This is a genomic window from Paraburkholderia sp. FW306-2-2C-D06C (assembly GCF_058781505.1).
Genome location: NZ_JBYSWU010000036.1, coordinates 1 through 20,348, shown reverse-complemented (window position 1 = coordinate 20,348; position 20,348 = coordinate 1). Strand labels below are relative to the sequence as shown.

22 protein-coding genes are annotated in these 20,348 nt (G+C 60.8%); 6 read left to right on the top strand and 16 right to left on the bottom strand.

Annotation, left to right across the window (positions count from 1 at the left end):
- Positions 1-244: 244 nt before the first annotated feature.
- Both AC3WLT_RS24315 and AC3WLT_RS24310 read left to right on the top strand, forming a co-directional pair.
- Positions 245-1,027 (top strand): IclR family transcriptional regulator, encoded by a 783-nt coding sequence (locus AC3WLT_RS24315; RefSeq protein WP_492594232.1) that lies wholly within the window; start codon positions 245-247, stop codon positions 1,025-1,027.
- Positions 1,028-1,126: 99 nt separating this feature from the next.
- Positions 1,127-1,672, top strand: coding sequence for a hypothetical protein (locus AC3WLT_RS24310; protein ID WP_492594231.1), 546 nt, complete (start codon positions 1,127-1,129; stop codon positions 1,670-1,672).
- A 34-nt stretch (positions 1,673-1,706) separates the two neighbouring features.
- Here AC3WLT_RS24310 and AC3WLT_RS24305 read toward each other — a convergent pair whose 3' ends face one another.
- From AC3WLT_RS24305 to AC3WLT_RS24280, 6 genes are all read right to left on the bottom strand, one after another.
- Positions 1,707-4,106, bottom strand: coding sequence for a bifunctional acetate--CoA ligase family protein/GNAT family N-acetyltransferase (locus AC3WLT_RS24305; protein ID WP_492594280.1), 2,400 nt, complete (start codon positions 4,104-4,106; stop codon positions 1,707-1,709).
- A gap of 136 nt (positions 4,107-4,242) precedes the next feature.
- Positions 4,243-5,844 (bottom strand): peptide chain release factor 3, encoded by a 1,602-nt coding sequence (locus AC3WLT_RS24300; protein WP_492594230.1) that lies wholly within the window; start codon positions 5,842-5,844, stop codon positions 4,243-4,245.
- Positions 5,845-6,663: 819 nt separating this feature from the next.
- The gene (locus tag AC3WLT_RS24295; protein WP_492594229.1) at positions 6,664-6,957 is read right to left on the bottom strand and encodes an H-NS histone family protein; all 294 of its coding nucleotides are present in this window, start codon (positions 6,955-6,957) and stop codon (positions 6,664-6,666) included.
- A gap of 203 nt (positions 6,958-7,160) precedes the next feature.
- Positions 7,161-7,364 carry a hypothetical protein gene (locus tag AC3WLT_RS24290; RefSeq protein WP_492594228.1) on the bottom strand — a complete coding sequence of 68 codons (204 nt, stop codon included), beginning with the start codon at positions 7,362-7,364 and terminating at the stop codon, positions 7,161-7,163.
- Positions 7,365-7,909: 545 nt separating this feature from the next.
- Positions 7,910-8,170, bottom strand: a complete 261-nt coding sequence (locus AC3WLT_RS24285; RefSeq protein ID WP_492594227.1) for a hypothetical protein — start codon at positions 8,168-8,170, stop codon at positions 7,910-7,912.
- Positions 8,171-8,223: 53 nt separating this feature from the next.
- Entirely contained in the window at positions 8,224-9,717 is a 1,494-nt protein-coding gene (locus AC3WLT_RS24280; protein WP_492594226.1) for a sigma-54 interaction domain-containing protein, read from the bottom strand.
- A 310-nt stretch (positions 9,718-10,027) separates the two neighbouring features.
- On the opposite strand from AC3WLT_RS24280, the gene AC3WLT_RS24275 reads away from it, so the two are divergent.
- Together AC3WLT_RS24275 and AC3WLT_RS24270 are read left to right on the top strand one after the other, a co-directional pair.
- Complete coding sequence (locus tag AC3WLT_RS24275; RefSeq protein ID WP_492594225.1) at positions 10,028-11,428, top strand: GntP family permease; 1,401 nt, start codon at positions 10,028-10,030, stop codon at positions 11,426-11,428.
- A gap of 129 nt (positions 11,429-11,557) precedes the next feature.
- A complete protein-coding gene (locus AC3WLT_RS24270) occupies positions 11,558-12,208 on the top strand; it encodes a helix-turn-helix domain-containing protein (protein ID WP_492594224.1) in 651 nt (216 codons plus the stop codon).
- A 366-nt stretch (positions 12,209-12,574) separates the two neighbouring features.
- On the opposite strand, the gene AC3WLT_RS24265 is transcribed toward AC3WLT_RS24270, so the two are convergent.
- The 5 genes from AC3WLT_RS24265 to AC3WLT_RS24245 form a co-directional block, all read right to left on the bottom strand.
- A complete protein-coding gene (locus AC3WLT_RS24265; protein WP_492594223.1) occupies positions 12,575-12,910 on the bottom strand; it encodes a hypothetical protein in 336 nt (111 codons plus the stop codon).
- Between the two features lie 106 nt (positions 12,911-13,016).
- A complete protein-coding gene (locus AC3WLT_RS24260; RefSeq protein ID WP_492594222.1) occupies positions 13,017-13,574 on the bottom strand; it encodes an NMCC_0638 family (lipo)protein in 558 nt (185 codons plus the stop codon).
- Between the two features lie 120 nt (positions 13,575-13,694).
- Complete coding sequence (locus tag AC3WLT_RS24255; protein ID WP_492594221.1) at positions 13,695-14,159, bottom strand: hypothetical protein; 465 nt, start codon at positions 14,157-14,159, stop codon at positions 13,695-13,697.
- Between the two features lie 121 nt (positions 14,160-14,280).
- Positions 14,281-14,595, bottom strand: coding sequence for a hypothetical protein (locus AC3WLT_RS24250; protein ID WP_492594220.1), 315 nt, complete (start codon positions 14,593-14,595; stop codon positions 14,281-14,283).
- Positions 14,596-14,640: 45 nt separating this feature from the next.
- Positions 14,641-16,002, bottom strand: coding sequence for an alkaline phosphatase family protein (locus AC3WLT_RS24245; protein ID WP_492594219.1), 1,362 nt, complete (start codon positions 16,000-16,002; stop codon positions 14,641-14,643).
- A gap of 457 nt (positions 16,003-16,459) precedes the next feature.
- On the opposite strand from AC3WLT_RS24245, the gene AC3WLT_RS24240 reads away from it, so the two are divergent.
- Together AC3WLT_RS24240 and AC3WLT_RS24235 are read left to right on the top strand one after the other, a co-directional pair.
- On the top strand, positions 16,460-16,771 hold the full coding sequence (locus tag AC3WLT_RS24240) for a hypothetical protein (RefSeq protein ID WP_492594218.1): 312 nt from the start codon (positions 16,460-16,462) through the stop codon (positions 16,769-16,771).
- A gap of 53 nt (positions 16,772-16,824) precedes the next feature.
- Complete coding sequence (locus AC3WLT_RS24235; RefSeq protein ID WP_492594279.1) at positions 16,825-17,061, top strand: hypothetical protein; 237 nt, start codon at positions 16,825-16,827, stop codon at positions 17,059-17,061.
- A 71-nt stretch (positions 17,062-17,132) separates the two neighbouring features.
- On the opposite strand, the gene AC3WLT_RS24230 is transcribed toward AC3WLT_RS24235, so the two are convergent.
- The 5 genes from AC3WLT_RS24230 to AC3WLT_RS24210 all read right to left on the bottom strand — a co-directional run bounded on the left by AC3WLT_RS24230 (position 17,133) and on the right by AC3WLT_RS24210 (position 20,258).
- Complete coding sequence (locus AC3WLT_RS24230) at positions 17,133-18,056, bottom strand: H-NS family nucleoid-associated regulatory protein (protein ID WP_492594217.1); 924 nt, start codon at positions 18,054-18,056, stop codon at positions 17,133-17,135.
- A gap of 239 nt (positions 18,057-18,295) precedes the next feature.
- A complete protein-coding gene (locus tag AC3WLT_RS24225) occupies positions 18,296-18,799 on the bottom strand; it encodes a hypothetical protein (protein ID WP_492594216.1) in 504 nt (167 codons plus the stop codon).
- The gene (locus AC3WLT_RS24220) at positions 18,799-19,119 is read right to left on the bottom strand and encodes a hypothetical protein (protein WP_492594215.1); all 321 of its coding nucleotides are present in this window, start codon (positions 19,117-19,119) and stop codon (positions 18,799-18,801) included. The genes AC3WLT_RS24225 and AC3WLT_RS24220 overlap by 1 nt, the downstream gene beginning before the upstream one ends.
- A 110-nt stretch (positions 19,120-19,229) precedes the next feature.
- The gene (locus tag AC3WLT_RS24215) at positions 19,230-19,439 is read right to left on the bottom strand and encodes a hypothetical protein (protein ID WP_492594214.1); all 210 of its coding nucleotides are present in this window, start codon (positions 19,437-19,439) and stop codon (positions 19,230-19,232) included.
- A 75-nt stretch (positions 19,440-19,514) separates the two neighbouring features.
- Positions 19,515-20,258, bottom strand: a complete 744-nt coding sequence (locus AC3WLT_RS24210) for a DUF6708 domain-containing protein (protein WP_492594213.1) — start codon at positions 20,256-20,258, stop codon at positions 19,515-19,517.
- Between the last annotated feature and the right edge of the window lie 90 nt (positions 20,259-20,348).

The window sequence follows — 20,348 nt, the reverse complement described above, 5'->3', positions numbered from 1 at the left end:
ATGACCGGCACTGCGTCCTGCGCTTTCTTGTCGTGTCGGTTTATTGGCGTGCGCTCATTCACCAATGAACGTATTATTCATATACGGACTTTTTTAAGTCAAGGAATGTGCACTGCACCAACCGTCGGTATTTTCCCTGGCCACGCGTGGCGAAGAGTTCAGCCGTGTATTTGGCTTCGTTCGATTTATTCCGAACTACACTCACGCCCAGATAACGAGAACTGCACATGGAGAGACACTGACGATGGATGCGGAAGACAAAGACGACGACCGTTACCGCGCGCCCGCGCTCGACAAGGGCCTCGACATCCTCGAACTGCTCGCCGAGCAGAAAGGGGGACTGACGCGCGCCGAAATCACCAAGCTGCTGGGGCGCAACGCGAGCGAGATGTATCGGATGCTGGAGCGGCTGGTCGCGCGGCAGTATGTTGTGCGCTCAGAGGCGGGCGACCGGTATTCGCTGAGTCTCAAGCTGTATGCGCTCGCGCATCGGCATCCGCCGATGAACCGGCTGATTTCCGAAGCGTTGCCGCTGATGCAGCGCTTTGCCGACACTGCCGAGCAATCGTGTCACCTCGCGGTGTATGACCGCGGCAATTTGCTGGTGATCGCGCAGGTGGACGGACCGGGCACGTGGGGCATTTCGGTGCGGCTCGGCTCGCGCGTCGGGTTGATCGATACGGGTTCCGGGCGCGTGATGCTGGCCTTCCAAACCCCGGAGCAACGCGAGCAGATGCTGGCCGAACACACCAAGGTGAAAGGCGAAGTCACGATCGATCGCGATGCGCTGGAACAGGCATGTGAGCGGACTCGCGCGGCAGGGTTTTCGCAGAAGGACAGTCAGCAGACTGTTGGCGTGACGGACGTCACTTTCCCGATCCTCGGACCCTCCGGCCAGGCGATTGCGGCGCTCACGTGCCCGTACATGCGGCGCATCGATGAATACGTCGCACCGACGCTGGACGCTGTCACGACCCTGCTGTGCGAGACGGTGCAGGCGTTGTCGATGTTTCGGGAGGACCGCTGAAGCGCTTCAAAACGAAGCGCGCCGGCACATGGTTTAGAATGGCGACCCTCTCAAAAATGACGCCGCATGGGTTTCCTCATGCGCGCCCTCGATCAAGCAATGGCGAAACTTCTGACCGATTCCGAATTCCAGCGTTTTTCCGAACTTCAGCAGAAGCAGTCGAGCTTCACGATTACGCCTGAAGAAGCCGACGAACTGCGCGACATCGTCGCCCACGCGCAGAAACGGCGCGACGACCGCGCCGCGGCGATGCAAAGCATCGAATCTTTCATTCAGCAATTCGACATCAGCCCGGACGAACTGTTTTCGCCCGAGCAGATCGGCGAAGCCGCGCGCACCTACGGTCTGATTCCGGCGGCGAAGAAAGAACGCGTGCTGCCGCCGTCGTTCACGTTCAACGGCAAGCCGTATCAATGGACGGCGCGCGCGCTGCCGGACGATATTCGCGTGCCGTTGTTCGACAAGTTCAAGGCGGGTGAGTCGGTGAAGTCGTTCATCGCGACGCCGAAGGATGCGAACCGCTGCGCGGCGACCATCGCGCGTCTGGAACGCGAGACCGGCGCCGTGTACGCCGATGCGTGGCTGGAAGAGCTGGCCGTGACTCGCACGCAGGTCGACGAAGCCGCGGCGAAGCTGCCGGCTTGAGGGTCGTACCCGCCACGGACCTGGACGAACCCGCTTACCCCTGCGCGGGTTCGTCCAGCGCCATCCTGAAGCCGACCACGCCCGGATCTTCCGTCTGCGTCATCGTGAACCCGCAGGACTTGGCCAGCGCGATCATCGGACCGTTTTCGCGCAACGCCTCGCCAACCAGCCAATGAATGCCGCGCGCCCGCGCGTACTTGATGATCCGGTCCATCAGCAACTGTCCGAGCCGCCGGCCCTTCTGGTCCGAGCGCACCGCGACCGCAAATTCGGCCGTTTCGTTGTCGGGATCGGCCACCGCGCGCACCACACCCAGCGTCCGCATGAAACCCTCTTCGCTCGATACCGTCGCGATCAGCGCCATTTCGCGGTCGTAGTCGATCTGAGTCATACGCGCGAGCTGCGAATGGTCGAAGTTGGCGACCGCGCCGAAGAACCGCAGGCGCAAATCTTCCGGCGTCATCGCTTCGACGAAATCGTGATGCGCGGCTTCGTCTTCCGGACGGATCGGCCTCACCGTGACGCGAATGCCCTGCCAGTCGAGCGTCTCTTCGAAGCGGCGCGGATACGGCACGATCGCGAGGCGGCTGCGCGTCGGCGCAATGCTCAGGGTTGGCTCGACCACTACCACGTGGTCGCGGAACACCCGCAAAGTCAGTGAAAGACCGACGATTTCCTTGACGTCGCAGATGGCCTGCGAGAGCGCCGTCAATGCGGCTAACGCCGGCTCTGGATCGATTAGCCGCGCGTAGCGCGAGTGCGTGACGATGTCGCGCGCCAGCATCGGATTGAACGGCGGCAAGCCGTAGACGCGCAGCGGCTCGGACACGCCATCCGCCGACGGCGCGGTGAAGCGGAAGACGGGGCCGAAGTTGTCGTCGTCGTGAAGCTCGACGGCGATGTCAACGACCGGTTTCTGCGACTGCGCAGCGCCTTGCGCCGCGTTTTCCTTCTGCCCGCCCGCCTGCGTCTCGACCCGCAGCCCGAAGCGTTCAAGAAACTGCGCCGCCGCTTCGCCGGTTAGTTGGTGCTCACCTGCGGCTATCGCGGCGCACACTTGCGCCTGGGCGGCGTCGATGGCTTCGGGAATCTGCGCCGGCAAACCCTCTGGCGTCTGCATCAGCAATTCGCGCCCCATCCGGTAATCGACCAACCGGGCGAACGCGCGCGCGAGCCGCTGCGGCGTCGTATGAACCGGAATGCCTTGCGCATGCAGCGCGTCGCGCGTCGCCGCGTCCACACCGCCGAAGAAACACGCGAGCAAACCGCGATACGCGAAGCGCTGATTCGCGATCAACGCCTGCGCAACCTCGCCGACCGGCGCGCCATGCGTCGACGCGTGGACCACGAAGGCCGTGCCGGTGCTGCGATAGCTGGCGAGCAGCTCCAGCGCGGTGCCGAAATGCTCCGGACGGGCATCGTCGCCGAGTTGCAGCGGGTTGCCGCCGACCGCGCGCGGCAAGGCTTGCTTTAAAGCATCGGCGGCTTCTGCCGGCCACGGCGCGAGCGTGTCGCCGGCTGCGGCGAACGCGTCGCAGGCCAGCGTCGCGAGGCCGCTGTCGCTGGTGATCAGCGTCGCCGTGGCGCCCACCGCGACGCGGCCCACGCCGAGCGTTTCGATTTCGTCGAGCAGATCGTCGAGCGCATCCACGCGCACCATGCCCGCGCGACGGAACGCGGCGGTGTACAGCGCGTCGGCGGGATCGGCGCGGCCCGAGCGCAACGCCAGCACCGGCTTGTTGCGCGCCGCCGCGCGAGCCGCCGACATGAACTTGCGCGCCGCGCGCACCGTGTCCAGTTCGAGCAGGATGGCGCGCGTGCCAGGGTCGCTCGCCAGGTAGTCGAGCACGTCGCCGGCGTCCACGTCGGCCTCGCCGCCCAGCGCCACCGCGTGCGAAAAACCCAGTCCGCGCGCGTGCGCCCAGCCGAGCACGGCGTTGGTCAGCGCATTCGACTGCGAGACCCACGCGACGCCGCCTGTCTTCACCGTGCACGACGGCGCGCCGAAATGCGCGCGCAGCGCAGGCGACACCACGCCCAGACTGCCAGGTCCGACGATCCGCAGCAGATGCGGCCGCGCCGCCGACAATGCATGCCGGAGCGCCAGCCGATCGTCATCGGTACGCACTTCGCCGACGATGATCGCCGCGCGCGTGCCCAACCCGCCAAGCTTATGGATGATGCCAGGCCAGGTATCGGGCGGCGTGCAGATCAACGCGACGGTAGGCGCCTGCGGCAGATCGCCGGCATCGCCGGTCACCGCGCGGCCGCCGAGCGTGCGGTATTTCGGATTGACCGGCCAGATGGGGCCGTTGAAGCCGCCTTCCAGCACGCGCGCCCACACCATCGCACCGGTGCTGCCCGGCCGCTCGGAAGCGCCGATCACGGCGACGGATTCGGGTCGGAACAAGGCGTCGAGATTGCGAACGGTCACGGGCGCTCCGCAGATTGGAGAAGGCGCGCCGACGGCGAGGCACGCGTCTTCGTCAGGATAGGCGAAGTTGCGGGCCGAAATGCGACAATTCTGGAGATGCCACACGGCATCCTGCACGCCTGGCTCGGGGTGCGGCCTACATCGCCTTCTTGAACGGCGCGCCCGAATGCTCGCGCAATTCATTGAAGACGATCTTCGGCCACGCCTTCTGCGCGACTTCGATTTCCGACACATGCGACGCCAGATACGTCGGCGCATCCGATGCATCGAGCGCGATCCGCGCCGCGTACGAATCGGTGAAACGGCGCAGTTCGGCCGCGTCGTTGCAGGTCACCCAGCGCGACATCCGGTAACGCGCCGGCGCCATCCGCACATCGACCTTGTATTCCGTCGACAAGCGGTGCGACACCACTTCGAACTGAAGCTGGCCCACTGCGCCGAGAATCATCAAGCCGCCAACTTCTGGACGGAACACCTGAATCGCGCCTTCCTCGCCGAGCTGCTTGAGCGCTTCGCCGAGCTGCTTGGCGCGCATCGGATCGACCACTTCCACCGTCTGAAAGATTTCCGGCGCGAAGAACGGCAAGCCGACGAACTGCAACTGCTCGCCTTCGGTCAGCGTATCGCCGAGACTCAACGTACCGTGATTCGGAATACCGATGATGTCGCCCGGATACGCCTCGCTGACCGTCTCGCGACGCTGCGACAGGAACGTCACCACGTTATTGGCGCGGAACGTCTTGTTCGAGCGCGTCACCTTCACGGCCATGCCGCGCTCGAAACGACCCGAGCACACCCGGATGAACGCCACGCGGTCGCGGTGCGCCAGATCCATGTTCGCCTGCACCTTGAACACGACGCCGGTGAACTTCGGCTCGTCCGGCATCACCGGACGCTGCACCGTCATGCGCATCGACGGCGGCGGCGCCAGATCGACCAGCGCGTCGAGAATTTCCTTCACACCAAAGTTGTTGATCGCCGAGCCGAACAGCACCGGCGATTGCTGCCCCGCCAGGAATTGTTCACGATCGAAATCGGGCGTCGCGCCGGTGATCAGATCGATCTCTTCTTTCGCGCGCACCCAGCTATGGCCGAAACGGCGTTCGCCTTCCTCGTCGCCGAGCGCCTGCAGCGTTTCGACCGCGCCGCCCGCCGTATCCTGCCCGGCGCGGAACACGCGCACCTGATCGCCCTGGATATCGTAGACGCCCTGAAATTCCTTGCCCATACCGATCGGCCACGTAAACGGCACAGCGGCGACGCCCAGATGCTGTTCGATTTCGTCGAGCAGTTCGAGCGGCTCGCGCACTTCGCGGTCGAGCTTGTTGATGAAGGTGACGATCGGCGTCTTGCGGCTGCGGCAGACTTCGAGCAGCTTCAGCGTTTGCGCTTCGACGCCGTTCGCGCCGTCGATCACCATCACGGCGGCGTCGACCGCGGTCAGCACGCGATAGGTATCTTCGGAGAAGTCTTCGTGGCCCGGCGTGTCGAGCAGATTGATCACGGCGTCGCCGTACTCGAACTGCATCACCGAGCTGGCCACCGAAATGCCGCGCTGCTTTTCGATCTCCATCCAGTCGGACGTCGCGTAGCGATTGCTCTTGCGGCCCTTGACGGTACCGGCGATCTGGATTGCGCCTGAAAACAGCAGCAGCTTTTCAGTGAGCGTGGTCTTGCCCGCGTCCGGGTGGGAAATGACCGCGAACGTGCGGCGGCGTTTGAGTTCGGAGACTGACATCGGGTCTGGCGGTCACGGATAGGGGTTCGGGCGGTCTGCGGCGGCTTGTGGCCGCCGGTCTGCCACGCCTTGCGCGGCGGCGTCGAGCTGCGGGAGTTGGGCCGGGACCCGCGTCACATGGCAACGTCGCCGCGTCGGAAACGGGTCACGAACGAGCGTTCGACAATACGGGAATCGCCAGCGCAGAACAGCGCAAGGTGCGAATGATACACGTCATGGGGACGGCCCGCCGGAAAAGGCGGCGGGCCGGGTCATGGGTAGAACGGGAATGGGCCGGCAGACACCATCGTGAACTGCGCAAAGGAAGAGAAACCTCAGAATTCAGAAGCGTGCGAACGGCGTAAAGGTGAGGGTTTTCGGGAACCGCGATTGTCGACCTCGAATCACGGCGAACGGTGATCGCGTCAGACGTTGCGCACGCACCGGGAGTGAGCAAGTCAAACAGATCGCCAATGTCCTGGAAGATGCGCCGCATGAAGTCGCAGCCGACCCGCGAGATTCTTCGCAGGGCCCGGAAACGCCCGCCACCAAAGGCTGACGCGGCTTACGCGGAAGGTTCGGGACGCGCTGCGATCAGCGCAGCCGACCGCTTGCGTCGAGTGTGCAAAACGCCGACGCCAGGTTCACCGAACAAACAAAGCCCGACGCAAGGGACAAGGGAAAACACATGCATCGCGACCCAGGCTCACGCGAAAGGTGAGCGTTTTCGGGACTAGTGCAGCGGTGCGAAAAAAAGTACGCGCAGATTCACTTTGGAAAAACAACTGCGTTGCGAGCGAACGCGCCATGCAGTCATGCAGTCACGCGATGTGAGGGACTTCAGGGAGCTTCGATCAGGAAGCGCTCGCGATTCTTGCCCGCCAGCCAGTTGGGCGAGCGGCCACGACCGCTCCATGTCTCGCCGGTTTTCGGATTGCGATACTTGGCCACCACGGCCGGTTTGCGCCCCGCCGCGCGCTTGCTCGAAAAGCCCAGTTCTTCCGCGGTCAAGTCGTATTCGGCGACTTTTTGCTTGATGTCGGCGATCGCCTGTGCGACTTCCTTTTCACGTGCCAGCGCGACTTCTTTGTGGAGTTTTTCGAGCTGGGCAGTCAACTGCTTGTACGAGGCCATGACGGTGCTCCAATCGGTTTGACTAACTGCAGTGTGACCCTATCAGACGAAAAAAGCACCGGATAGAGACCCGCTGCCCCCGCCCATCAAGGCCGCGAACTGGGGGAACCGGCACACTCAATCGTCAATTGCATCGTATACGCGACGTTCGAAATCGAACGAGCAGATCGGAGGACACGGGCGGCATCCGCCGCCGCGCGCGGTCAGGACTTCTGCCTTGCCTCCAATGCCAGAAGCGCGGCATTGAGCCTTTTGACGCGGCTCGCCTGCGCCGGCACCAGCGCCGCGCCGGACACAGAATCGATCCGGTTGCGCCAATAGGACAACGGGATACGGTCTTCAGCAGAAATGTGCGAGATTATGTGTTCAAGATGTTCAATATCTTTTTCGAGTTGGTGGTGATTCATTTCTATCCCCGGAATTTCCAAATCAAATCAATTGCGGAGCATAAAACGTGCCGCAATCGAGCCGCTTCGTTGTTAAAGATTGAAAATCTCTCTCAACCCCCCGTTCCAACCGACACAAAATCGGCAAAACATGCGTGCCGCCTTAATCTGCCAGTCGCTGAGACGAGGATACTGCGACTAATATTCGCGTTCCGTTAGGTGCCGCACCGACTCGGCGTGTCGGCAAACCCGAATGCCCCTGAGCGCCTTCTATTCGGGCTGGGCGGCGAAAGAAATAATGCAGCGGCGAGGTCCGTTAAAATCCATTGCGCATCGTGGACCATCCGCAAATGTGCATTAGATACTGATCTTTATGACGGTATTGTGCTTAACATAAGCACCGGCTAGCTGAATAGCTCAGGCCGGGCGGAAATCCGCGCGCAAATGGCGGGAATGGCGGGAATGGCGGGAATGACTCGAATGGCGACGCCCGCCGTCGTGGCCGATCGGCGGACTCAATAGAGGAAGGTGAAAACAGGCCGCGCCGGCCGAAGGCTAGCGCGTCGTCATTTCGCCCGGCAGGCGTAGATCAGGCTGAGCGTGCCGTTGTCGGTGGACTGGCGCACCACGTCGAAAGCGCTGCCGCAACCGGCGCGCGCCTGTTGCACGCAGGAGTCGGAGCCATTTGGGCATTGCACCAGCGTGGTGGCGCGGCCGTCCGACAGAAACAGCGGCGCGCTGCTGCTGCAACCGCTCAGCACGGCGACCCCGGCTACGCCCAGCGCCACACAAGCCCGGCGCGCAAAAGAGGAGAGACTGTGTTTCATTGAAACCCCGATCGCTTCTTGTTTTTCGATCACGCGATTGTGCCACGCTCGAATTACGCTGCGTCAGTCGATGTCTTCACCTCGATGCCGTAGGCCGCGATCTTCTTGTAGAGCGTCGCGCGGCCCATGCCGATCTGCGCTGCCGTCTCGATCACGCGTCCGCCGTTGGCGTGCAACGCGTCGTTCAGGAAGCGTTTTTCGAACGCCGCCATCGCGTCGCTCCACAACGGCCGCTCGGGCGCGGCGGCGGTTTCAGCCGAGGCGCGCGCGTGAGCCGTCAGATCGGGCTCGCGCGGATGACGCAAACTCCCATGCGCCGGACCGATGAACGGCGCCAACGCCCGCGCATCGATGCGCTCGCTATCGGACAGCATCACGGCACGCTCCAGCGTATTGCGCAACTCCCGCACATTGCCGGGCCATCCGTACGAACACAGTAGCCGCAACGCGTCGTCCTGCAATTCGAAGTGACTGCCGCCGCGCGCTTGCGTCGACAGATCCTCGAGCATGGCGTAGGCCAACGCCTCGATATCGGACAGACGCTCGCGAAGTGCCGGCGCCTGGATCGTCAGCACGTTCAGGCGATAGAACAGGTCCGCGCGAAAGCGCCCGGCCGCAACCAGCGCAGGTAAATCGGCCGAGGTCGCCGCAATGATCCGCACGTCCGCGCGCACGATCCGGTTCGAGCCGAGCGGTTCGAACTCCTTGTCCTGCAGCACGCGCAGCAGCTTGCCTTGCAAGGGCAGCGGCATATCGCCGATTTCGTCGAGAAACAGCGTGCCGCCGTTCGCGAGCTCGAACTTGCCGACGCGGCCCTTGCGGTCAGCGCCTGTGTACGCGCCGGCCGCCGCGCCGAAGAACTCGACTTCGAGCAACGTGTCCGGAATGGCCGCGACGTTGACGGTGACGAGCGGCTGATTCGCCCGCGCCGACCCGGCGTGAATCGCGTGCGCCAGCAGTTCCTTGCCGGTGCCAGTTTCGCCGAGCAGCAGCACCGGCGAATCGACCTGCGCCGCCCGGCGCGCCTGACGCTTCACTTCGAGACTGGCCGCGCTGGTGCCGACGAAACTGCCGAACGTGTATTTCGCCCGCCGCGCCTGCGCCAGCGACTGGCGCGTCGCGATCAGCTCCTCCTGCACCCGCGAATAGTGGGAAAAGAGCGGGGTCAGCGCTTTCAGTTCATCGAACAACGCGAAGCCGACCGCGCCGACGGTTTCGCCCGCATCGTCTTTCAGCGGCAGCCGCGTGACGACGAGCGGTTCGCGGTCCGTTTCGAGGATGTCGAGCAAAATCGGCTTGCCGGTGTTCACCACCTCACGCATCAGGCTGTTGGGAATCACCGCTTCGCAGTCGCGGCCAATGGCCTGCTGCGGATCCGAAAAGCCGAAACGCGCCGCATAGCGCTTGTTGATCCACACGACGCGCGCGTCGGCATCGACGATAAAAGTGCCTTCGCTGAAATTTTCGAAAGTACGGAAAAGCGAATCCATCGCCCGGCGCAGCACGTCGCCGTAAGTGGCGGGAAGGCCCGCCCAGTCGTTCATCATGATGTCGCTGTCTCCTGCTATCGTCTTATTTATGCTTGTCTCGTTTGGTAGACAAGCTTATCTCAACGAAGAGATCGCCAGCAATCCCGCCGCATAAGGGATTGACCTGGCACAGCCTATGTTCAGCTGATTTCACGTCCCGATTTCGAGACGTATGGGTACAATCAGCCGCATCACGTTTCGAGCTGCGGGCTGCCAGATCCACCGGCAGGCCGCTGCGGCGCGTGTGGCACGGAACCTGCATCTGCGGCGCCGGGCCGCCGCGCCGTCGGGACGGCGTACACGTAGAACAACCAAGCATGGAGACTCAATGTCCTTTGTCATCGTCCTCGCCGCACTGGCGTTTCTGATGTTTGCCGCGTATCGCGGCTACAGCGTCATTCTGTTCGCACCGATCGCCGCGCTCGGCGCAGTGCTGCTGACCGAACCGGCCGCCGTTGCACCGGTGTTCTCCGGCATCTTCATGGAGAAGATGGTCGGCTTCGTGAAGCTCTACTTCCCCGTATTTCTGTTGGGCGCCGTGTTCGGCAAGGTGATCGAACTATCCGGTTTCTCGGAATCGATCGTGGCCGCGGCGATTCGCTATATCGGCCGCTCGCGCGCCAATGCGGTGATCGTCGCGGTATGCGCGCTGCTCACCTACGGCGGGGTGTCGCTGTTCGTGGTGGTGTTCGCGGTGTATCCGTTCGCCGCCGAACTGTATCGCCAGAGCAATATTCCGAAGCGCCTGATGCCGGGCGCGATCGCGCTCGGCGCGTTCTCGTTCACGATGGATTCGCTGCCGGGCACGCCGCAGATCCAGAACATCATCCCGAGCACGTTCTTCAAGACGACCTCATGGGCCGCGCCGGCGCTCGGCGTGATCGGCTCGCTGTTCATCATCGCGGTCGGGCTGACATATCTGGAATGGCGCCGCCGCGCGGCAATGGCGACCGGCGAGGGCTACGGCGCGGAACTCGTCAACGAACCGGAGCGCGTCGAATCCGAGCAACTGCCGCATCCGCTGCTGGCGGTCGCGCCGCTGGTTCTGGTCGGCGTGGCGAACTTCCTGTTGACGCGCTGGATTCCCAATTGGTACGGCGCGTCGTACACCGTCACACCGGACATCCTGCCGGGCGTCCATGCGCCGGTCACGGCGACGATCAAAAGCGTGGTCGCGATCTGGGCCGTCGAAGGGGCGCTGCTGCTCGGCATCATCCTCGTCGTGCTGACGGCATTCCGCCGCGTGAGCGATCGCTTCGCGATCGGCACCAAGGCCGCGGTGGCGGGCGCGCTGCTGGCTTCGTTGAACACCGCGTCGGAATATGGTTTCGGCGGCGTGATCGCGGCACTGCCGGGCTTTCTGGTGGTCAGCGATGCGTTGAAGAGCATCCCGAATCCGCTCGTCAACGCTGCCGTCTCGGTGAGCTCGCTGGCGGGCATCACGGGTTCGGCATCGGGCGGCATGAGCATCGCGCTCGCGGCGATGTCCGACGTGTTCATCAAGGGCGCGGAAGCCGCGCATATTCCGATGGAAGTGCTGCATCGGGTCGTCTCGATGGCGAGTGGCGGCATGGACACGCTGCCGCACAACGGCGCGGTAATCACGCTGCTGGCGGTGACGGGGTTGACGCACCGTCAGTCGTATCGCGACATTTTCGCGGTGACGGTCATCAAGACGCTGGCGGTGTTCTTTGTGATCGCGGTTTATTACGCGACGGGGCTGGTTTAACGTCGAGTCGCGGTTATCGCCCGCGGCTCGCTGATGCTGGCAACGCCCGAGTTTGAGTTTGCGCTCAAACTTTGGCTACTTTTTTTAGCCCCTTGCCAAGTAAAATGAACCGAGCCAGTCGCTTGAGGTATGAGCGCGGGCCAGACGCTGTTGCCAGAACTTGTCAGCGGGCTCGACGCAGGCCCCTTGCGCCCCACCAGAGCACGGGACCGCTGGTTGTACCTGCGGGGCTCAAGCGTCGAAGCGTGGACGTGCTCGACGAACCTAAAACACACCTTCCGTCTGATAATGCCGCCAACTGTCAGTGCAAGAAAGCGCCTGTCGGCGTCTGTGAGGCTGCTGCGCACACAGAAAGGCATTTCTGGCGACCAGTTCGCTCGCAACGTTGGAATCAGCCGAAACACGCTCTACCTGATTGAAAACAAGGCTGCAAACGCCAGCTTGGGAACAATCGAAAGACTGTCGCGCATTTTAGAGGTTGAGCCTGCTTCACTCTTAGACACCCCTTCTAAATTGCTGACGCACACGGCACAGCCCGGATTACGCAGGGCACTCGCCCAGCGTGCCGATGGATACCTCCGGGAGCTGGCCGCCTTGAACATCTCACACTACCGGCAGCAGAGAGGCCTTACTCAGCAGGCTTTAGTCCAAGCGGCCGGCTTGGCGGACGGTTACGTTTCGCTCGTTGAGAGAACTGCGCCAGACCTTGGCTTGGATATGCTTGAAAAGCTTGCGATGGCGCTGCGTGTCAACGTCAAAGAGTTGTTGGCAACAGCGTAGGCAGTTCAAGCGCTCCTATCGTCGTATTCATTGTTCAAGATGGCGTGGTCACATATGACGCGCTCAGCCGGTTGTCGCGTGGTTGGGCATTGGATATCGCTCGCCCATGCCGCGGTCGAACCAAATGTTGCCATACACAGCAGCAATGCAAAGTAATGCTTCGGATGCACCAGTCCTCCATTTAGCCCAATGGGCGTGCAGTGGTGGCGGACATTGCCACCCGCAGAGGGCGGCCAATGGGCCACGGCTCTTGGACCGTACGACCCCAACCAAGTTGCCGCGACGACGATTCGACGTGCCCGCACGACGTCGTGTCACCTGCGACTCGGCAGCGCAGCAGTTCGGCCTGCAAGCGAAGCGCCGCGGCTAATCTGCGGAAAAGACGACTGCCGCCATATCGCCGACCCGCGTGAAGCTGCGGAAAAAGCGATAGGCCTGACCACCGACATGCATCTGATTCGCGCCCGGAGAGGTCGATTCAAGCATTTCGTTTGCAAGCGAAGTTGCAATCGTGCCAATCTGCTTCAGGTCTTCACGCAGACCTGCGGGGTCGCCCAAATACACGATACAGACACCGTCGGTGGGGCGCATCATCGCGATGCTCGTCGCGCTATCGAGAGCCCGCTCTAAATATTCGGCGAGTGTTTGCAGCGATTCCGGTACGTGGTCGGGGTCGCCTGCTAACCCATTGTCTTCAGTCACTTTGACCTCCCGCGCCCGATGGGGCATGTAACCGCCTTTTGAGTTTCCACTCTTGTCATCATGACACAGCGGCCATGTCAGGTTCCGGAAACCCAGAGATGCCACCTTACTCGGCTTTTGCCGGCATGAGCCTCAAGCGGACCTGCACCTCTGCGGTCGGTGATGCTGACGCTATAGCGCTCGCATACAGTCCGCTTTGCCGGCCTTCCTTTGACAAGAGGTAGGACAGATAGTGATAGGTGCCGCCCTGTCCTTCAATATCCCTGTCCTCAAGAACCTTCACCAGGAGCCCAGGTCGTTGCGTTCCGAGGACAATGCGTTTGAACTGGTCGATTGATGCAGCCGCATCGGCTCTCCTCGCCCAAACGGAACATGAATTGTCAGGCTGCGAAATCACCACATATTCACCAACGGAACTCGAAGCAGACCATACTTCGCCGGGTTTCCCACGAAGCACCTTCTGCGAGAACGAAACGTCGGTATGGCGTAGATGGTAACGGTCTGCCAGCTCGCGGAGCTTTGCGGTATCTCCGGCGGATGGGATGCATAAGTCCATGAACAACCGCGTAGCTGCATTCGATTGCGCGACGGCACTCGACAATGCTTCCTGAGCATTAGCACAAACGCAATTTATAAGAGCCACTGCTAATAGAATCTTCCTCATGGCGCCTCTTTCTTCAGGTTGCGGAGCACGTCAGTGTCTGCGACATATTCCGGCTTACAGCTACTAGCACATCAACTCCACCGGCGGACTCATGCTGGACGGTGAGTGAACGGAAGCGCGTCAGTTCACTGCTGCCTTCGTACGGACGACCGATGGCTCGCCGGTTTGCTTGAACATCTCGTCCATCAAGTCTTGGACCACGCCGTCCGCATTGGGAAACTGATGCAGGACAGAATTCTTCCAGTGTCCCGACGCGATAAGGCCGCCACTTGGCGCCTTGTAAAAGCGGATGTCCATCGAACGCAAGTACATGACGATGTCCCAGAACCAGCTGTCGGTGTAGGTGACATTCATGTCGGCTTTGTCGCACGCGGGGGCAACCGACACCGACACGCCGTGGTTTTCCAGGTTGCGTTGGATTGCTGCGTCCATGTCAGCAGACTTGCCGCCATGAGCGGTAAAGCACGCAGTCGTCATCGGCGAGCCTTTCGCCTGCGGACCAGCGGTGACGTTTTGAGTCGTTGAGCATCCAGAAAGGATGACCAGCGCCGAGACGGCGACGACGAAGGAGGCCAGAGTGCGCATTTTATTTTTCCTGTTTGAATGCAAAGATGGCACTCTGAATATCGGCAGCTACGTCGCGAACTTGAGCAAGCGGGAGGAAGACCCCGGTCGCTGTTCGACCGATGCCCTCTCGATTACGCGCTCACCGCTGTTGACGCACCGCAGCAGCGTCAACCTTGGCTGCAACGGTTTTGACCGAAGCAGCCTTCTTGCTTGCCGCCTTCTTCGCAGCAACCTTCTTGACAACAGAAATGGCCTTCTTCGCGGCCGGAGGCTTCGCTGCGACGGCTTTCTTTGCTGCAGCCTTTTTAGCAACAACGCTCCTCTTGCAAGCGGCCTTCGCATTGCCACCGGATTTCTTCACGACGATGACGATATCGGAGTGTTTTGCCGCGCTCGAGAAACAGCTAGTCGCTAGGCTATCGAGAATACGGCCGCCGCCATTTTCCGGTCTCACACTCCGTGAAGCCGTAACCTGCACGGAGGTAGACTTCGCGCCAATTCACGACCCACCCTTGTACGTCGCAACAAAACTCGCAAGGTCGCCCCAGTTCGGCGAAGACAGCAACTCCGGATGGTCCTGTTGGACCTTAAGCGCGACGCTACGAAAGGCTTGTGCACATGCCGAGATGCCGGTCGGTGGCGAGACGGGAGCCGATGCAGGTGAGTTGCTCGGTATGGGGACATTTAGCTTCGGTGCAGAGCCCGGCGTTTTGGTTTCAAAAAGAGCGGAGCTGAGCTTCGAAAGTTGTGTGCGTGCGCTGACCGGAGCAGAGTACGTGCTACCAGCGTTGAATTTGTCTGCGAGAAGCTGAAGTATCGACGTATGGTCCAGGTCGCCGGAGAAGACGCCCCCGGGCGCGACATAGGGCGAGACTAGGAATGCGGGTACCCGCAGCCCAGTAGTTTGAAACTGATAACCGGCGACGTCGGTTGAAATCTCAAGTGGGCATACATGGTCGAAGAACCCCCCGTGCTCGTCATACGTGACAATCATCAGCGTCTCATCCCATCGCTCGGACGCAGAAATCGTTTGATAAATGTCGGCAAGGAAGGCTTGCCCTGGGGCGACGCCAGTAGGCGAATGGTCGTCATTCGGTACCCGGTGCGGCCCGTCCGTGTATTCCGGCTTGATGAAAATGACTTGGGGCAAATTGCTACTGTTCGTCCAGTCTGCCTTGAAGCGCGAATACCGCCTGAACCTCCCTCCGTTGCCATCTAGCGGCAAGGCAAGCGATGTTACTATCTCAGGCAACCAGTTGGGCATCAGGCTGAAGAACGGGAAGAAGCCTCCCGACTGGTAGACACACCAACTTGCGCCGTGTGTGGTCAGCCAGTCGTAAACCAGGGACTGCTCGGGAAGAAAACCAGAAACGTTGTCGCTAATCGCACTCTCTCCCGCCATTGCCATCAAGCGATTTGCCTGGGTTCCCGTCGGAAGTGGCGCAAACCAGCTATCGCAGATTGTGAAATTTTTTGCGAAAAAATCATAAACAGGCAACGCACCGGCCGTGTAGTAGCCCATCACCATTGATAGGTCGGCTGGCGCAGGGTTTCTTGTCGCATAGCTCGCGACGAATCCACCCAGTTCGGGACAGCCCCCATTCGCGCACGGCGTGTTTATTTGCATCGAAATCGGCGTGCGGTCATGCGGCGGGTCGGGGATAAGTTGGGTCGACGGCGAAAGCGCATGTAAGGCATACGTTTTTCCGCCGTAGAGGTTCGTGAAATTCTGTTGCCAGGTGGGGTCGGACGAGAGGCCGTTGACATCCTTCCCGTCGAGGCTCAGGTAGCCAAGAACGTGGTCGAAAGACCTATTCTCCATCATGACTATGATGATGGTCTTAATGTTGTCAACTGACATGCTCCCTCCGATATAACGGCATCAGGGCGACGAAGTCACCTACAAACGTCCCAGCCCGAAGGAATCACCGGGAGCGCGGCACGGGAGGTCTCCTGACACGAACCTGTTTCCTACCCGGGTCCTGCAGCGCTAGCCGGGACCGGATAGGTCAAACGTTCGCTACAGGGGGCTTGCACCTCCGACGAGGCTCGATACCAAAGGCTTGCTTCCGGCTAGACGTTAAGGCTAGTTCACGTTACATGACTGTTCAAGTTCAGTTGCGTGGTAGCGTTACCCTGTTCACTTGCCACACGGCACAGCTGCAGGTTCTGAAGGCGTATTGCCCACGCGGTACGCCTTCAGGAGTAATCCCATGTTACGAATCTCGCACCGCCGTTTCACATGTGTCCGACATCGCTCCTTACACTCCGAGCCGTAGTCACTGACATTGCACTCGAATGTGCGAGGAGTAGCGAAGATGAACAAGAAGATACTTGGCGCAGCACTTGGTCTGGCGGTTCTGGCGGCATCAACGGCAGCATCGGCGCACGTCGGCGTCGCCATCGGATTGGGCGTCCCCGGAGCCGTGTATGCGCCGGCAGAGCCAGTGTACGCACCGCCACCTCCCGTCGTGTATGCTCCCGCACCTGTCGCCGTCGCGTACGGCGGTGACGACGACTGGCGAGCCCGCGAATGGCGCGAACGTCGCGAGTGGCGTGAACGTGAATGGCGCCGCCAGGAATGGCGTGAGCACGAGTGGCGCGAGCGTCGTGATTGGCGCGGGTATTGAAACGACACCGCAAAGCGCCACATCCGAAAAATCCAGCCTCAGAGTACCTTCGAATGAAAGCTAGCTTGATAAGAACCACCTTGATTGCAACGGCGCTGGCCTTCGCAACGGCAGGCACTGCAAACGCCGCAGGCTGCCTCAAGGGCGCGGTTGTAGGCGGGGTCGCTGGGCATTACGCGGGGCACCACGCTGTCGTTGGTGCGGTCGGTGGCTGTATGGTTGGCAGGCACCTTGCGAAACAGCACGCCCAGCAGCAGGCCGCGCAACGTCAGGCAGCACAAGCGCAATAAAACGCCGTCGGCTTGGTGTACCCGGTGGAACCAGAAAAATCGCTGGTCCACCGGGCACCTGACAGTTACGTTCAGGTTGTCAACTCAGCGCCAGACTCGACTGTGGTCACCGGAGCGGGCACGGCCACGCTCTTGCGCGGCGCCTTTTTCTCCGGCACCTTCACGCTTACGGCCTTCTTGGCAGCAGTTTTCTTCGCCGTCGGGGCCTTCTTCGCAACGGCCTTCGTGACCGCCGGTTTCGCATCGGCCGCCGTGCTAACGCCATCAATCAAAAACTTCGTCCGGTCTTTCGCACCGGCTAGCCACGCCGGAGCCGGACCGCGTCCGCTCCAAGTCGCGCCGGATTTCGGGTCGCGATATTTAGCCGGCTGCGGACCTTTCGGCTGACCCGTGGTAGAAGTCGCACCAACTGCCTTCGAGGCCTTCTTCACTGCAACCTTCTTCGCCTTGCTCACAACACCTACGTTCGCCGCAACGGTCGGTTCAGCGCCGCCTGCAATCAGGAATTTGCTCCGGTCCTTGACGTTAGCAATCCATGCCGGTGCTCGGCCGCGTCCGGACCATGTGGCGTCGGATTTTGGGTCCTGATACATCGCCGGCTGCGGACCGCGAACGTAATTGCCCGCAGTCTTCGCTTTGCTGACAGGAGCCGGCTTCGCCGTCGCCGTAATTCCGTCAACCAAAAATTTGTCCCGGTTCTTCGCGGCGGCAATCCAACTCGGTGCCCGGCCGTGTCCGGTCCAGGTTGCACCACTTTTCGGGTCGCGATACTTGACCGCAGCAGCGCTGCCTTTGCTCATGGTCTTAGCAACTGCCTTCGTGACGCGTTGCCTGCCTCCAGCGTGCGCGTCAATATCAGCGGTGGTCAAGCCGTGCTTCGCCATCAACTCGCGAATCTTTTCGATGACGCCCGACGATTGCTTTGCAATCAGCGCATCCGCCTGCGCTTGCAGTTTTTTCATCTTCGCCTGGACTGCTTCCAAAGTCGTTGCCATAAAGTGATTTCCTTGTAAAGGTGGCCGCAATATGCCATGACACCTTCGAAGATAGCGAGGCCTTCCAAATCGAAAGTGCCACCTAATGCATCGTTCGCCGGTATTGAGTGTTGTCTAGATACCCGCGAGGCAAACAGCCGAGTCCAACGGCGTGTATGTAATAGGTATTCAAGGCTTCCCCTGGTGTTTGACGCGTGTCTCGTCGATGGCCTCGCGTCAGCGCGGTAGCCCTCCGGGACTCAGCCGCCGAACTGAGCTACACCATTGGCGGCTATCGCGAGCCACTGTTCCACAAGAAGGTGAAGCTGGTCACTCCTTGTGCCTTCGCAGTCAGGCCAAATCATGGCCATCCTCTCAATGGCCTTCGCGATGAAGGGCATCGCATATTGTAGTGGTATTGACGAAAGCCGAATGGCCTCTGGCTCCCCCGCGCGTAGATGCATCAGTTGGTGCAGCGAGAGGGGAAGCGAATGCACGTACTGGGAAAGAAACATAGTGGCCGACTCATAGTAGCCGTGGTCGATTCCATTCGCTGCATTCAGCTCGCGGTGAGTCAGGTGGCACGCCTCACCTCGAGCGACCCTGTGCTTCGCTGTATCCGATGCGCTCGCGTAAAAAGGGTGGCTGGCAATTTGCTTCGCCAGGGCATCACCGTTCGCCCGGATGCTTTCGACTTGCGGGTCGGCAGACCGGATTCGTTCAAGCATGGCGAGACGACGCTTCTGGTCGTGCAGCTCCCACATCAATACGCGAAACTCTCGCTCGGGGGGCTGATATCCACAGCTCCGATGTACCCCATGCCGTCGTAGGTTTCGATAAGTGCCCGGCCAACCGCGCATGCGGACGGCAAATCCCACATTTCACCTGCCCGATGGACGTCGGCCGGCGGGGAAAGCTTTCTCAGACTGATGCCATGGCAAATCAACTTGGTGAAAATCGTATCGACATACGGCATGTACTCACCGTCAATAGGGCGCCCTGCGAGACGCTGGGATATCGAGGCGGCGTGAGCAATCAACGCATCGTATTCGGAGAGAACTGCCCGGTACCTTTCTGGTGTCATGGCACAACTCGCTAGCGTGGATTTAGACGTACTGTTGCCAGGTGGCACGGGGCTTCGCTGCCAAAGTACAGAAGCATTCACCCATGGCTACGCGATGAGTGCGCGTGCGACTACAGTTCGACTCCTGCCTTCTTCAATGCAAGCAGGGCCGACGCCCGAAACGGCATCTTGTTGTTGGTTCTCGACTGGCTATGCTTGAACGCTTCGATGAAGTCGGGATGTAACGATTCAAGCTCCACTACATGGCCGGCTACGTGCCGAATCCTGGAGAGGATATCGCGAAGCCACTTGTCGAAGTCGGTAGTGGACGCCAGGACCACGGCCAATCCGCGATAGCTAATCGTACGTCATGGTGCCTCGCTTATGACGGAATTGCTTGCATGAGTGGGGCAGGCTCAAACCTTCATCGGCTCGCCTATGGCCGTCCTTTCGCAGTCCCGTAAAACGTCGCTAGGCCAAGCGGGCTGGCGGCTTGTAAGCTGACCGATGTAATGCAGAACCGCCGTAATAAAAACAAATCCGCTGAACATGCGTATAAGGCGATGCGCCTGAGGATTACCCTCCCGCACCAATTCCCGGTCCGCGCGCGTCCAGATTTTGAACGAATTGGCAAGAGAAACGCGCGTAGGCACGAGGTCTGGTGCCGGGAGAACCGTCGGCCCCTTCTCCATGTATTGGCGGATATATTCAAACTGGTCGGAAAGACCCTTGACGATGTCGCGCCCGGTAGGTGTGGATTCATCCAGAAAACCGGTGACCCTTCTACCAACGGAGAAGGACTGAGCTACTTTGCCGTTGGCGTCAAGGACGTGACACCGGATAAGGTATGGCGTCACTCGCGAGAGCGTATCTTTACGGCGCTTCTCGACAAAGAAAAACGCCTTGTCCCAAGGTACTGCGACAACGCCTTTTGCACCTGCGCCCCGGTAGGCGTACACCATCCTGCTTTGGCGATTGAAACGAATCGGAGTGCGAGTCCAGGCGAAGTTTTCTTGGAGAAACCCCCAGAAGGTGGCGAACAAGAGGACGACAATCGCGACGAGTATCAGGGCCATGCCTACCATAACCGCAGTCAGTGTTGCGTCGCGCGCGACAGTGTCAGGAATATGCGTTATGTCATAAACTTGTCCGAACAGCATGTAGACTAATAAGGGCTCTTTTGAAAACGGAGTGGGTAACGGGGCTCATCGGGCATGCTCATTAAAGCGTGAGAAGTCGAGTTTTCCAGC